The following is a 14,447-nucleotide window of genomic DNA, read 5'->3' as shown; positions in this document are numbered from 1 at the left end:
AGGCGGCTTATCACGGCACAAACTCCACCCTCAACCCCCGACTCGCACTGCGCCCCTGATCATCACTGACCCGCAGCCGATACTCCCCCGACTTAACCGGCCGCCAGTTCAATGTGGCTTGCGGCGGGCCCTGGCCGATCAAGGTTTGATCAGCAAACCAGTACAGCGTCGCCGCATCGCTGGCCGCATTCGCGTTCAGCGGGATGCTTTCCTGGGGTTGGGACAGGCGCAACTGATAACTCACTTGAGTCAGCGGCGAGCGAATCTGCGGGGCTTCGCTCTGGTCGCTGATGCGGTTGGGCTGGCAGTTTTTCATCACGTTGGGTGGCGTGCGGCGGGGCAGGCCGGCGGCGCGGTACAGGCGTTGTATGTCGCTGGGCCAGAATTCGAAGACTTCCTCGCGGGTGTATTGCGCCTCGAACGGCGGGCATGCGGCCTTGCCGGTACGGGTGTCGATCAGTACCGGGCGGTGCAGGTTGGACACGCGAATCGGTGACACGCCGGGGATGTACCAGGTCTTGCGGGTTTGCGGGCACCAGCGGTTGGGCAATTCGCCCGAGGCGGCGCAGACGTCGATGCGCACCAGGCCGGCGGGTGGTTTGTCGGCCTTGATCACGACGTTGGGCAAGGCCAGGGGCAGGGCGTCGGCGATACGGAAGAACAGCGGCGCGGCGGTCTTGGCACCGATAAACGCCGGGTTGGGGCGACCATCGAAGTTGCCCACCCACACCACCAGCACGTAGGGGCCGACCAGGCCTGCGCTCCACGCATCATGGAACCCCCAGGACGTGCCGGTTTTCCAGGCGGTGCGCCAGTGCCGCGCGGGCAGGCCATCCGGGCGTGGGTTACGGCGCAGCATGTCACGCACCATAAAGGCCGCCTGCGGGGTGAGGAGCTGCGGGCCGGTAGCCTGGGGCTGCTCCTGCAGATAGCGCAACGGCCGCAGATGGCCGTCGCCCGCCAGCATCACGTACAGCCTCGCCAGTTCCTCGGGGGTCATCTCACCGCCACCGAGGGCCAGGGCCAAGCCGTAATGGCTTTCACCGCGCAGGCCCTTGACCCCGGCGCGTTGCAGCAACCCATACAACGACGGCGACTTCACCTGGCTGGCCAGCCACACCGCCGGGATATTCCGGCTACGGATCAATGCATCCCGTGCGGTCAGCGGCCCGACAAAACTGCCGTCGAAATTTTCCGGCTGGAAGTAGCCGAAGTTACTGGGCAAATCCTTGAGGATACTCATGGGGTGGATCACCCCTTGATCCAGCGCCAGCCCGTAGAGAAACGGCTTGAGGGTCGACCCCGGCGAGCGGCGTGATAACACGCCGTTGACCTGGCCGTGGATGCCTGTGGATAAGTAATCCGCCGAGCCCACCAGCGCCTTGACGCTCTGGTCGCGGCTGTCGATCAGGATGGCCGTGGCATTTTCCACACCGGTGCTGCGCCGCTCGGCGATAAAGCCGCTGATCAGGCGTTCGAGCAGTTGCTGCAAGGGCAGGTTGAGGGTGCTGTTGAGTTCGTTGCCGGGCTGGGATGCCAACAGCTGCTCGCTCAGATGCGGCGCCAGGAAGGGGATCTGCTGGCGATTGCGGGCTTCCAGGGGCAGCTCGAGCAAACTGGCGTTACGCGGGTCTTGTGGATATGTTTCGCGCCAGTCATTCATCAAGCGCAGTCGCGCGTTTTGCAGTGACGGCCCGAAGCGTGCGCGCCGCCCCGGCTGCTGGGGAATCACCGCCAGCGCCAAGGCTTCGGACAACGACAACTGCGCCGCTGCCTTGCCGAAGTAGATGCGACTGGCCGCTTCGGCGCCTTCGATATTGCCGCCCATGGGCGCCAGGTTCAGGTACGCCTCAAGAATGTCGTGCTTGCTGTAGCGCGCCTCCAGCCACAGGGCCAAGGCCATCTGCTGCAATTTGCCGGGTACCTGGCGGGTGTTGAGATCCCACAGGCGCCGCGCCAATTGCATGCTCAAGGTCGAGCCGCCCTGGCGTTGGCCGCCGCTGTAGGTGGCCAGGGCCGCGCGCAGCAACGCCGGGGGATTGATCCCCGGGTGCCAATGGAAATTGCGGTCTTCCTTGAGCAGCAAGGCCTCCACCAGTGACGGCGAGATGCGCTCCAGCGGCAGCCATAAGCGGTATTGGCCGTCATCCGCCAGGGTCATGCGCAGCAGCGAACCGTCATCGGCCAGCACCACCCGTGACGACGTCACAGCCTGTTCCAGCGGAGCGTGGGGCCATAGCCGCAGCCCCGCCAGCACCAGCGCCGCTGCCAGCAGCGGCGCCAGGTGTTTAAGGCTTGGTAATTTCAAGCTGGCCTACTTTGCCGCGCCCTTGCAGGGTGGGTTCGTACATGCCTTCGGCGTAGGCCGGTGGCGTATTGAACGTGCCGGCGTTGGTGGCGCGCACGCGATAGACGAAGGTGCCTACGTCGCGCAGTGCCGTGCCGTACAACACCACCCGATCATCACGCACATCCACGTAGTCCGGCTGCCAGTTGCTCAGCTCGGTTTCGCCGATGGGCGCTTGCCAGGCATCGGCTTCTTGTTCGCTTTCTTCTACGTATTCGGACGCTTCGCCTTCACTTTCCTCGCTGCTGGCGGCTTCCGGCTCCGGCGGCAAGTTATACACAGGCTCGACGCCACCGGGCAGCAGGTCGACCACCGCCACTTGCTGCACCTGGTCACGGTCGGTGGCACGCAGGCGCAAGCGCACCAGGAACTCATCGCCCACCGCCACTGTGCTCACTGGGTCGCCTTTGAGGTCGAGGTATTCGTGGATGATCTCCAGCCCGTTGTTGATCGGCTTGAGCTTGGCACCCTTGTCGAAACCGGCTTCGCTGAGCATGTAGAACGCCGCCGGGCCGTCGGATTTTTCCATCAGCAGTTTTTGCGTGGCGCCCGGTACCGCCGCGCGCGGTGGCTGGCCGGCCATTTCCAGCAGTTGTTGCTGCTTGTCGCCCAGCCAGGCAGTGGCCTTGAGGGTCATATCGCTTTGCGCGCGCTGGCCGTAGTTGTCCAAGGCCCGCAGTAACAGCGCCGCCGACAGCGAGTTGTAGCGCTGTTCGTTGAGGCGCTTGCCGAGTTTATCCAGCAGGGCGGTAGGAACATCGTCCAGCAACTCGGGGAAATGGCGAGCGAGCAGATGCAGGTGCTCGGCATCGTGGACCAGCGGGTCGTAATACAGGCCGTCGCTGTCCCACTTATCCACAAGCGAACGCCAAGGGATCTTGCGGAACACGGTGTCGGCCTGGCGATCCTGCTTGAGCAGTTTGTAGCTGGCCGCCAGGTAGGCGGCGCCCAGGTCGTTCTGCCAGCTGTCCTTGAAGTAGCTTTCGTAGCGTTCGCGGATATCGCTCAATGCGCCGCTCACCAGAATCCCCTGACGACTCAACAGGTAACTGGCGTAGGCACGGTTGCGCAATTCAGACAGGCCTTCGCTCGGGCCGTTGGCCAGGTCGGTCAGATAGCTGTTGGCGCGCACCAGCAGGTCTTCCGGCACCGGCAGCCCGCGTTCCTTGGCTTCGATCAGGAAATCGGTGGCGTACAGGCTGGCGTAGGGCGCCACATCCGGGTTGGCGGCCCACAAACCAAAGCCGCCCGCCTGGTTCTGGCGCTGGCGCAACATACGCACCGCGCTGCTGAAGGCCTGTTCTGCCTCGGGTGCGGTACCGCCCCAGATCAACGCCGGCATGGCCTTGGACACCAGTTGCTCGGTGCAGGCATAACCGTAGTCATCCAGGTAATGCTTGAGGCCGTTGGCCCAGACCAGCGGCGAGGCCGCCACACCCAGTTGTACGTCACGCAACTGGCTGAACAGTTCACGGGTGGGCTTGAGCTCTTTGCTGGCGCTGTCGAAGCGACCCAGGCTCAGGGCTACGCGATGCTCGCTCAGGGGACGGATCGAGGTGGTTTCCGCCACCTGGATCCGCTTGCCATCCGGCAACACGGCGACAAAGCGCAAATCCGCCGAACCGAGGGTTTCGCCGACCTTGATCTTGAACTCGGCGGTGCCCTCTTTGCGCGGTTGCAGGGACAAGGTGCTGGCTTTGTCGCCCTGCACCACCAGGCCGGCGCTGGTCTGCACTTCAAACTTCACGTCCGCTGCCGCCTCGAGGTTGCTGAATACTCCGGCGCTGACGTTGAACACATCACCCGGCGCCACGAAGGCTGGCACGTTCGGCGTGATGACGATCGGGCCACGGACCTCGGTATTGGCCTCGCTGACGCCCACGCTGTCGGCGTCCACAGCCACCGCGAACAGGTGCAGCTTGCCGTTGAAGCTGTCCGGCACCTGGTAATGCAGCACGGTTTCACCGGCGGGCAAGTCCACCAGCCCGGACCACCAGGCCACTGGCGGCTGGTGTTTACGCTTGAACGGGTTGAGGTGATTGGCCAGGGCGCCTTCCGTATCGCCACCGGGCGCCGCCCCACTGAGCAGGCGGCTGAATTCCGGCAGGATCAGGTCAAGGATCTGACTGGTGCCGACTTCCAGCGCACGTTTCTGGAAGAAGAAGCCCAGCGGGTCCGGCGTCTGGTAGCGCGCTACCTGCAAGATGCCTTCGTCCACTGCATACACCACAGCACGGCCGGGGCGGTCGGCGTTGACCTTGATGTCCAGCGTCTGCCCCGGTTCGATTTTCGCCGGGCCCTCGACCTTCAACGCCATGCGCCGCGCATCGAGGTTGATGCTGAACGGCACCACCCCGTAGGACAGCGGGCTCATGTAGACCTCGGACGAGCCGATGTCGCGCACAAACTGCACGTTGACGTAGGCATTGCCCTCAAGCCCCGCAGGCACGCGGATATGTTGCACGCTGTTGGTACTGTCGGCCTTGAACCACTGCTGGACGTAGACCTTGTCCCGCTCGATGGTGATCAGGCCCGCACCGGTGTAAGGCGCGCGGATGCTGATCGCGATCTCATCGCCGGTGGCGTAGCTGCGTTTATCCAGGCGCAGTTGCAGCTCGGCGTTGCGTTCCAGGGAGCGCGAGGTATTCCCGCGTCCGGCCACGCTGTAGTCGATCTGGTTGAGCAGGTTGCCGTTGGCGTCCTTCACTTGCAGGGTGAAATCCCCTGGGGTGGCGGTGTTCAGGGCCTGCCTGGCGCCGTCCTTGGTCATCACCAGCGGCGAGGCCGGTTGGCTGATGTTCTTGATACGCGACTCGTACTTGTAGGTGCCGTTGGACTGTTTCACCAGTACCGACACGTAGCGGTGCTCGACCACTTCGCTGGTCAGGCCATCCACCGCCAGCGGGGTGAGGTCTGGCGCGACGGCCAGCCAGTGCACCTGGCGCGGGGCGTCCTTGGCGACGTACGACAGCGAGTCCTGACTTTTCACACCCACAAGGTAGGGCGCGGACGACACCAGCAAGGCACTTTGCGCCGCCACGTTACGGCCCCCTTCGGCCTCGAACACCTGGGTCATCACTTGCAAGCGATAGGTGCTGTTGGCGAAGCGTTGCAGGTTGAGGTCGAGTACGGCCTGGCCGTTGTCGTCGACGGTGGTTTCGGCCAGGTCTTCGGTGCTGGCCTCTTCCAGGGAATCGTTGAGGCGGAAACGGTAGTCGGGGTAACGCTCGAATGCCGCGAGCGTCGGGCTCAGGGACATCTTCGCGGTGACGCGACGGCCGGCCGCCGGGGCGCCGAACAGGTGCATCGCGGTGACCTTGGCCATAACCTGGTCCGGTGGAATCCAGCCCTGTACCGGGGTGTCGTGCAGGCTCAGGCTGACCTTCATGCGGTCCGGTTCGAAATCGCGGACCTTGAAGCTGACACTGCCGAGGTCGGTGCGGGTCTGTTTCTGGCCAATCAACTGCAAGGTCGCGGTGTAGTCACCGGCGGGGGCGACTTCGCTGCTGGGGAAATCAAAGGTTTCAAAACCGCTGGCAGACAGCTTCAGCGGCTGGCGAATCACTTCCAGGCCGCGCGGGTCGGTGATCTGCAGCTCCACGGGCAGGCCTTGCAGGGCACCTTTCCAGTTGCCGCTGCGCACGATCATGCCCAGGTGCGCGGTCTCGCCAGGGCGGTAGAGGCCACGGTCGGTGAACAGGTAGGCACTGAGGCGATCAATCGCGCCGTCTTCTTCCAAACCGCCTACGTCGAAGCGCGACAAATCCAGCTGCTGGGATTGACGGGCGATCGGCAGGAACGACTGGTCATTGCCGCGGGTGACCACATACATCAGCGGCGTTTTCTCACGGCGCAGTTCATCCAGCTTGGCGAAATGCACGTGGCCTTCACCGTCGGTGTGGCCGCTGCTTACCGGCAGACCGTTGCGGCCAATGATGTCGACCTGGGCGTCGGACACCGGCGAACCGTTGCCGATGGACTGCACATACACGTCATGGCTGCCATCGCTGGAGCGCTTGGCGATGATGCCGAGGTCGGTGACCACGATAAAGCGCAGGTCAGAGGTGGTGCTGCGCGAATAGTCGAACGTGCGCTCCGCCGGCTCATCCTGAGGGCTGAGCTTGAGCACGAAAATGCCGCGACGGCCTCCGTTGGCGGTGAGGTAGTGGCTCAGATCGACGTTGTCATACACGGTTTTCGCCGGGTCCGAGGACGACAGTGCAATATCCAGGGACTGGCGTTCAACCATGCGGTCGAAATACTCGTTGCCGAAATTGGGCCGGGCAAAGCTGCCGCTGCTCTGGTCCACCAGGTGCTGCAATTGGTTGGGCAGCAAGCGCGCGATTTCCAAATGGGCGCCAGGTACACCACGGGCCATGAAACCCAGGCGTTTTTCGCCATTGAGGCTGAGCAACGCGCCGTCGGAGAGGAACTGCAAGGTGCGCGGATAAGCCGGCATGCTGATCAGCGAGGCTGTCGGGTTTTTCGCCAGGTAGCCACCGATGGCTTCCAGGTTGGCGGGCACGCGCACATACAGCGCACGGCCGGCCGGGGCCTTGAACTTGAAGGCGTGCAGGGTGTTCAGCGGTTCGACGCTGGGCACGTGGGTCAGCGTGACCTTGGTACTGCGGGCCAGCAGGGCATCGTCGATGTCGTTGCTGTTATAGGGACGGGTGTCGTCCTGGGCTTTTTCCGGCAACAGCCAGGCCTGGACCTTACCGGCAATGGTGTCATCGGCCACGGCACTGGAGCTGCTGAACATCAGCACCGGCTCAGGCTCGCCGCGTTCGTTATCCACAAAGCTCACTTCGGCGCCGGTAAAGGTCAGGCGATAGCGGCCGGGCACGGTGACTTCCGCGACCAGCGGCGCGGTGCTGGCGTTGCCGCCGTCGCGGGCCTTGATGCCTTCATCCAACTTGGCGCTGACCGGCGTGCTTTCCAGCGGTGTGGCCAGGGCGGCGGAGCGCACGTAGGCGTTCAGCCTAGTCTCGTCGAAGCTGATGTCCGGGCGGTTGGGCAACTGGGCGTCGCGGTAGGCCAGGCCTTTGCCGAGAGTGACCGAAACGCGCTTGCGCAGGCTGTCTTCATCGACCGGGTGGGAAAAATGGAAGGTCGCCACCAGTTGTTTCAGCGTCGGGTTCGACGGGTCTTGATACAACTCGTTGTGTGCCAGGGTGGCGCGGAACGGCTGGGTGGAGAACTGGCTGCTGTACTGGCTGAGCAGTACGCCATCGGCCAGCAAACCTTTCCTGGCCAGATCAAGGGTGTAACCCGCTTCGATAGGCCAGTCTTTCTCCGGCACGAACAGCAGCGTGCGGTCATCGGACCAACGCCAGCTCCCGGCCACATTGGGTTTGAGGGTGATGCCTTCGGTGACCGGCTTGCCAATGGCGGCCAGCGGGGCCACCGATTCGGCAAAACGCACTTGCAAGTTATCCACAACCGGCGGTTGCTGGGTGTAGTCCGTCAGGTTGGGTTTGTGCAGCGAATAGCCCACGGTGTGGGGTTGCGGCAGGTTGGAGTACCAGTGCCAGCCATAGAAGCCAGCGGCCGCCAGCAGCACCAGGCCCAATATGCCGGCACCGGCCTGGCGCGGATAAGCGCGGGCTTTGTTACCCAGGTTCGCCAGGCCACGGCCGATGGCGCGCAGCCACAGCGGCGGATGCCATTGGCCGAAAACGGCCCCCACCACAGTCAGAAACACACCGACAACACGACGGCTGATGGCTTTGAGCGAATCGAACATGGTGAGCATCCCTGGCTAAGTGCGGCGTATCTTACAGGGTCTTTGATACAAAAGATGACGCCGATACGCCGCACGGCGGGGATGTTTACCGAGTCAGCTGCGCACGAATGCCGACAGCAGCGCGTAATCATTGGCGTCGGCAGCGCGAAGCGACTGGATGTAGCGGTGGCGAACTTCGTTCACGATTACCAGGTTACCGCGCCCCCAGGAGAAGGGAGCAAGACCACATTGCCTCAGCAGGCAATCGGTCATGAGGCGAGCATGTCTACCGTTGCCATTGGGGAAAGCGTGTAGCCACACAAGTCGATGATGAAAGCGCACGGCAATCTCTTCTGGCGGGAATACGTTGTGCTCCAGCCAGTAAGCCACGTTGTCGAGCAATTGACGCAAGTTGACGGCAATCTGCGTCCAGTCACAGCCAATGTTTTTATCGGATTTGCGGAAAGTGCCGGCCCACTTCCAAGTGTCGTCGAACATTTTCACGTGCAGTTCGCGGCAGAAATGATCATTCAGCACATCCAGCTTTTTTTGCCGAGCTACCCAACGCGAGGCTTTGAGGATGTTTTGCGCCTCCCATTCATCCAGTTCGCCTTGGGTGGCGATGTGTCTCGGTTTCAGCCCAGCGACTTCGTCCGGATCGAGCGGGGTTTGACCGGGTTTAAGTTCCAGTTCTATTGCCATAGGCGTGTCCATGGACCGTCGAGCAATTCTTTGCGACGTTCATCAATCTGACGTTCGATGAAGGCATCAGAAGGACGTTGATCTTCGAGGCTCATGGAATGAGCGACGCCTAGGATTTCTTGCTTGGCCATGAGTTCGGCGCGGTCTTGGATGACTTCATGCAGGGGCTTTTTGGGGACAAGGCCGTACACGAGTTCACAGTCCAGTGCTGCCGCGAGCTTTCTTAGCTGTGCAAGCGAAATGCGATCCTCAGCTTCGGAACGCTCGGACTTGGTCAACGTCACTGAAGACACGCCCGCCATTTCGGCCTGGGCTCTTAATGAGCGACCCAACGATTCTCTGATAGAACGCAACCATCCGCCTGGCGGAACGGGTGCGCCTTTAACGGTGTTAAAGGGTTCAATAGCGCGTTCTACTTGAGAAAGGCGCAGCTTGTAGAGGTTGGAAGTACCCATGGTGAAAGACCTTTGTAAGCCTATAGGCTATCAATATTGAAATAAATATTAGCCTATATGTATACATTAATCACAAAAAATAAGCCTATAAGCTAACAAAATACAGGATTCTGTTTGCCTATAGGCTTACAAAGCAATTCAATTTGTTAGCTTTCAAGAAGTTCAGGTCCACCAGTAGCGCACGAGGTGGAAGAAAATCGGCGCCGCAAAACACACCGAATCCAGCCGATCCAGCATCCCGCCGTGGCCTTCGATCATATGCCCCCAATCCTTCACCCCCCGGTCGCGCTTGATCGCCGACATGACGATGCCGCCGGCGAAGCCGAGCAGGTTGATCAGCAAGGCGATCAGGAACGACTGCCACGGGTTGAACGGCGTGGTCCACCACAGCGCCGCACCGATCAGGGATGACAGCAAAATCCCGCCGACAAAGCCTTCCACGGTTTTGGATGGCGACAGGTTGGGCGCGATCTTGTGTTTGCCGAACAGCTTGCCGCACACGTACTGCAGCACGTCCGAGAGTTGCACCACGATCACCAGGTAGGCGATCAGCAGCAGGTTGCGGCCTTCGTAGCCGGGGATGTCGAGGGTCAGCAGGGCGGGCACGAACGACACGCAGAACACTGCGATCATCAGCCCCCATTGCACTTTGGAGGCGCGTTCCAGGAAGTGCGTGCTGTCGCCGCCGAGGGAGGCCAGGATCGGCAGCAGCAGGAACACGTACACCGGGATAAAGATCGAGAACAGCCCGTACCAGTCCGAGTAGATCAGCAGGTATTGCAACGGCAATGCCAGGTAGAACGCGGCCACCAGGGCCGGGTAGTCGCTGCGCCGGGTCGGCGTGAGGGTGAGGAATTCGCGCAGGGCGTAGAACGACACTGCATAGAACAGCAGGATCACCGCACCGGTACCGAGCCAGAAGGCGATACCGATGACCACCACCATCACCCACCAGGCGTTGATGCGGGCGTTGAGGTTGTCGATCACCGCATTGGGCGTGCCACGGGTGCGCAGTTTGAGGATCAGGCCGATCAGCGAGGCGAGCACCAGGATCGCGCCGATGCCGCCGAATAACATCAGGGTTTGGCTATCCATCTCAGGAATGCTCCGGGGCGAGGGCGAGCAGGGCGTCGCGGGTTCGGGCAAGGAACGCGGCTTTGTCTTCGCCTTCTTCCAATTGCAAGGGGGCGCCGAAGCTGGTGGTGCACAGCAAAGGCAGCGGCAGCACGCGGCCCTTGGGCATGACCCGGTTGAGGTTGGCGATCCACACCGGGATCAACTCGGCCTGTGGGTAACTTTTGGCCAGATGGTAGATGCCGCTTTTGAACGGCAGCAAGCCGTCCTCCAGATTGCGTGTGCCTTCGGGAAAGATGATCAGCGAGTCGCCGCCTTCCAGCGCGGCGAGCATGGGCTGCAGGGGGTTATCCACAGGGTCCTTGCGCTCGCGGTCGATCAGCACGCCATTGAACACGCGGTTGATGATGTAGCGGCGTAGGGCGCTTTTGTTCCAGTAATCGCTGCCGGCCACCGGGCGCGTGAATTTGCGCAGGTTCTGCGGCAGCGAGGCCCACAGCAGCACGAAGTCGCCGTGGCTGCTGTGGTTGGCGAAATAGATACGTTGCACCGGCACTGGCGCGCAACCCAGCCACAGGCTGCGGGCGCCGGTGACGGTGCGGGCCATGGAGGTAATCAGCGTGGCGACCACGGGTTCGAACATGGGGATTCCTTATGCGGCGAAAGGCAGCCAGGGGCTGGCGAGGATCACGGCGAGGGTCAGCAGCGCTTGCGCGCCCAGCAGCCAGGCTTGTTTGCGCAGCAATTTGAGGGCGCCGCGACGGCGCTCGGTCCAGGGCCGGCCGGCCCGCTTGGGCGATTGCAGGCCAAGGGTCTGCAGGGCTTGATCGAGGTCCGCCGTGCGCTCGATGTCGCGGGCCAGCAGGGCGAACAGGTCGGCGTCAAAGGCCACCCGCAGCGCCCAGTACTTTTGCAGCAGCCCCAGGATAATCATCCACAGGCTGAGCAGCAGGCAGATGGTTGAAACACTCGCCATCAGCAACTGGGCCAGGCCGAATAACACCCCGGCCACGGTCAGGCCTGTGGATAACTGATCCAGCGAACGGCCACGGCGCAGCAGGCTGGCGACCACCTGGAGTTCCATATCAGCGGGCATGGGGCAAACCCTCCAATGCTTGACGATGAGCAGGATGCAGGACCACATGGGCCCGCGCTGTACGAATAATAGCCAGCGCTTGGTCCACCGTGGCAGCGCGCCCACTGTGCAGCAGCCAGGCGGCGATGGCGGTGGCGCTGCGTGAGTAGCCAAGGGCGCAGCACACCAGCACCGGGCCGCTTGCACGCAGGCGCTCGATGGCCTCGGCGGCTTGCTGGCAGTCGGCGGGTGTCGGGGCGATCAGGTCCAGCACCGGGATGCTTTGATACGCACGGCCTTGTGGATTAATCGGCAATTCGGCACAGAGGTCGACGATGGCGCTGAATGAATTTTGCTCTTTCGCACTGGGAATTCGCCCCAGCCAGACGTTATCCACAATCAGGTCCGGCTGTGGGTGTTTGCGTGTCCACAGGCGCGAGTTTATCCACGCCGCGGCCAGGTAGGGTGCGTACAGCCAACGCGCAGCAGGTGTAAGCCGGCCATCGCTGCGTTTTTGAAAGCCCGCAGCGCCGAGCACCAGGTAATTCGCCTTGATCAGGCCCAGGGACACCGCGGGCCAGAGCAGCCATAACCAGCCGCCGCCCAGGGAAAACGCCAGAATCGCCAGTGCCAAGGCTCCCAGGCCGTAGCGCAGGCCCACGCGCCAGCGCTTCGAATCCCGGGTCAGCCGTGCATTCAGCAAGGGGCTTGGGTGTTCCACCGGCCACAGCCACACGCATAGCCAGCCGGCGAGGGCGCCTGTGGGTAAGTCGATAAAGTGATGTTGATAAGTGGTCAGCACCGAAATACCGATCAAGGCGAACCAGCCATGCACCAGCCAGCGCCATAACCCTTGGGTGTGGCGCTGATACATGACCCACAGGATCACCAGCAGCGCGATATGCAGCGAGGGCGCCTGGTTGAAGGGTTTGTCGAACCCCGCCAATACGGCAAACAGCCAGCCGAACACACCATCCAGCTCCGGCCGCTCGAAGGTGAAGCGCAGCGGCCAGATCAGGAAGCAACTTACGGCGATGACCTGCGCGCTGAGCAGGCGCAGCGCGTGTTGCTTCAGCTCATGGCGGCTGTTGGGCAGCAGCAGGGAGAAACCGTAAAGCAGGTCGATGGACCAATAGGGCACGATGGTCCATGCCCAGAACGGCATATGGGTTTCCCAGCCGAACACCAGGGTGCCGACATCGCTGCGCTGGCTTGTAACCCACGTGGCGAAGCCGTAGGTGCTGAAAAACAGCGGCGCCAACAGCAGCAGCCACAGCACCGCTGGTTTCAATAGACCGGGTTCGCGCATGGTCAGATCTTCTGGGCCAGGGACACGGTAAAGATGCCCCACTCATCCACACGCTGGGTGATCTTGCGAAAGCCCGCGGCTTCTACCAACTGATCCATTTCTGCCTGGCTGCGACGGCGCATCACCCAGGCCTGGCCCTGGCGATGGCTGGTCAGTGCGCGGGCGATCAGTTCCAGTTGCGGGTGCCATGGCTGGCCGGTGTAGACCAAGTAACCGCCGGGCTCCACGGCTTCAGCCAGGCCGGCCAACGAACCACCGACCATGGCGTTATCGGCAAACAATTCATACAACCCGGACACCACCGCCAGCGTCGGCTTGGGTTGCAGTGCCGCCAAATCCAAGCGGTCAAACGCATCGCCTTTGACGAACTGCGCGATGTCTCCCAGGCCCTTCTCACGAATCAGCGCGCCACCGTCACGCACGTTGATGTCGCTGTAGTCGCGCAGCAGGATCGATTCCGGCAGCGGCGACACGCCCTGCAAGGCTTCAAGAATGTAGCGCCCGTGGCCGGCGGCGATGTCGACGATGCGCACTTCGCGCTGTTCATCCCTCAGCTTGGCCATGGCCAGGCGCAGCAGTTCCTCGACGTTCAACTTGCGCTGGCGAATACCGCGCCAGCCGATGGAGTTGAGGTAGTTGGTGTCGATCATGCGGCCCAGCCCGCCTTTGCCGGTGGGCGTGTTGCGGTACACGTAGTCCAGGGTGCTGCCGGAGTCGAAGCCGGTGTCGAAGCCCAGCTTGACGCCGTCCGACAGGTTCTTGCCCAGGCCCATGCTGGCGCGGGTCAGGCGCCAGTACAGGTCGCGCAGGGAATTGCGCGGCAAGGGCGCTGCGAGGGATTCGGATTCGGCGCAGGTGGCGCCCAGTTTGTCGGCGTCCAGCAGGGACGCACGGTCCAGCGGGTGTGCGAAGTTCTGCAGGATAAAGCGCCTGGCGCTGCTCACGGCCACCGCGCGGTCACGCTCGCCGAGGGTGTCGTGGAAAAAACCGGGGAGGATATGCAGTTCTTTTTTCAGGCTGCCAAGGCGGTCGAAAAATTGCTGCTGGGGTTTGCGGTGCACCACAAAGTCGGCGCCCGAGACCAGCACTTGGGTCGGCACCTGGATCGCCTGGGCATCGGCGACAACCCGGTCGGCGGCTTCGTACAGGCCCAGCAGCACGTTCACCGAGATGGCCTTGGTGATCAGCGGGTCGCTGTCGTAGGACGCCACGCGCTCCGGGTCATGGCTGAGGAACTTGGCCTTGACGTAGCTGTTGACGAAGAAGTTGCCGCGAAACCTGCGCATGAGCGCCAGGCCCGGCCGGGCAAAGGGCACGTACAGCTTGACCTTGAACGCCGGGGACGCGAGCACCAGGGCGCGGATTTTCGGCGCGTAGTCATGCACCCAGGTGGCTGCGATCACCGCGCCGACACTTTGGGCAATCACGGCACAGTCTTCTTCCTCGATGCCATAGGTGGCGCCGATATGGTCGCGGAAAGTTTGCACATCACGGGCGCTGGTGGCGAAGCTCGGGCTGTCGCCGCGTTCGCCAGGCGATTGGCCGTGACCCCGTGCGTCCCAGGCGAAGAAGTCGAACTGCGGCAAGTCCAGTTCATCCACCAGGTGCGCGATACGCCCCGAGTGCTCATGGCCGCGATGGAACAGCAGGATCGCCTTGCGCGGCTCGCCGTCCGCCGGCGCGCTGGCCGGCCAATGACGGTAGAAAAGCTCGACGCCGTCATGGGTACTGAAGGTGTGCTCTTGCTGTTCGCGCATTGC

General features: G+C 62.6%; 9 protein-coding genes. All 9 read right to left on the bottom strand.

Annotation, left to right across the window (positions count from 1 at the left end):
• Window positions 1-10 precede the first annotated feature (10 nt).
• A complete protein-coding gene (gene pbpC / locus C8K58_RS07655) occupies window positions 11-2,308 on the bottom strand; it encodes a penicillin-binding protein 1C (RefSeq protein ID WP_027608182.1) in 2,298 nt (765 codons plus the stop codon).
• Entirely contained in the window at window positions 2,289-8,093 is a 5,805-nt protein-coding gene (locus C8K58_RS07650) for an alpha-2-macroglobulin (protein WP_108573501.1), read from the bottom strand. The genes pbpC and C8K58_RS07650 overlap by 20 nt, the downstream gene beginning before the upstream one ends.
• 93 nt (window positions 8,094-8,186) lie before the next feature.
• A complete protein-coding gene (locus tag C8K58_RS07645; protein WP_027608184.1) occupies window positions 8,187-8,774 on the bottom strand; it encodes a mobile mystery protein B in 588 nt (195 codons plus the stop codon).
• On the bottom strand, window positions 8,765-9,229 hold the full coding sequence (locus tag C8K58_RS07640) for a helix-turn-helix domain-containing protein (protein ID WP_027608185.1): 465 nt from the start codon (window positions 9,227-9,229) through the stop codon (window positions 8,765-8,767). Before C8K58_RS07640 ends, C8K58_RS07645 begins: the two co-directional genes overlap by 10 nt.
• Before the next feature lie 162 nt (window positions 9,230-9,391).
• A complete protein-coding gene (locus C8K58_RS07635) occupies window positions 9,392-10,324 on the bottom strand; it encodes a phosphatidate cytidylyltransferase (protein WP_017528659.1) in 933 nt (310 codons plus the stop codon).
• 1 nt (window position 10,325) lies between these two features.
• A complete protein-coding gene (locus tag C8K58_RS07630; RefSeq protein WP_027608186.1) occupies window positions 10,326-10,946 on the bottom strand; it encodes a 1-acyl-sn-glycerol-3-phosphate acyltransferase in 621 nt (206 codons plus the stop codon).
• Between the two features lie 9 nt (window positions 10,947-10,955).
• The gene (locus tag C8K58_RS07625) at window positions 10,956-11,399 is read right to left on the bottom strand and encodes a hypothetical protein (RefSeq protein ID WP_027608187.1); all 444 of its coding nucleotides are present in this window, start codon (window positions 11,397-11,399) and stop codon (window positions 10,956-10,958) included.
• A complete protein-coding gene (locus C8K58_RS07620; protein WP_027608188.1) occupies window positions 11,389-12,687 on the bottom strand; it encodes a phosphatase PAP2/dual specificity phosphatase family protein in 1,299 nt (432 codons plus the stop codon). Before C8K58_RS07620 ends, C8K58_RS07625 begins: the two co-directional genes overlap by 11 nt.
• A gap of 2 nt (window positions 12,688-12,689) precedes the next feature.
• Window positions 12,690-14,444, bottom strand: a complete 1,755-nt coding sequence (locus tag C8K58_RS07615) for a bifunctional alpha/beta hydrolase/class I SAM-dependent methyltransferase (RefSeq protein ID WP_027608189.1) — start codon at window positions 14,442-14,444, stop codon at window positions 12,690-12,692.
• Window positions 14,445-14,447: the final 3 nt, after the last annotated feature.

It is taken from the genome of Pseudomonas sp. GV047 (assembly GCF_003058245.1).
GTDB classification, from domain to species: domain Bacteria; phylum Pseudomonadota; class Gammaproteobacteria; order Pseudomonadales; family Pseudomonadaceae; genus Aquipseudomonas; species Aquipseudomonas marginalis.
Note: the sequence above shows the minus strand (reverse complement) of the source record. Positions and strands in the feature narration are given on the sequence as shown.

Excerpts from the sequence above, each read along its gene's own strand:
- C8K58_RS07640 (WP_027608185.1), bottom strand. The coding sequence starts at position 9,229 with ATGGGTACTTCCAACCTCTACAAGCTGCGCCTTTCTCAAGTAGAACGC.
- C8K58_RS07615 (WP_027608189.1), bottom strand. The coding sequence starts at position 14,444 with ATGCGCGAACAGCAAGAGCACACCTTCAGTACCCATGACGGCGTCGAG.
- C8K58_RS07630 (WP_027608186.1), bottom strand. The coding sequence starts at position 10,946 with ATGTTCGAACCCGTGGTCGCCACGCTGATTACCTCCATGGCCCGCACC.
- C8K58_RS07620 (WP_027608188.1), bottom strand. The coding sequence starts at position 12,687 with ATGCGCGAACCCGGTCTATTGAAACCAGCGGTGCTGTGGCTGCTGCTG.
- C8K58_RS07635 (WP_017528659.1), bottom strand. The coding sequence starts at position 10,324 with ATGGATAGCCAAACCCTGATGTTATTCGGCGGCATCGGCGCGATCCTG.
- C8K58_RS07645 (WP_027608184.1), bottom strand. The coding sequence starts at position 8,774 with ATGGCAATAGAACTGGAACTTAAACCCGGTCAAACCCCGCTCGATCCG.
- C8K58_RS07650 (WP_108573501.1), bottom strand. The coding sequence starts at position 8,093 with ATGTTCGATTCGCTCAAAGCCATCAGCCGTCGTGTTGTCGGTGTGTTT.
- C8K58_RS07625 (WP_027608187.1), bottom strand. The coding sequence starts at position 11,399 with ATGCCCGCTGATATGGAACTCCAGGTGGTCGCCAGCCTGCTGCGCCGT.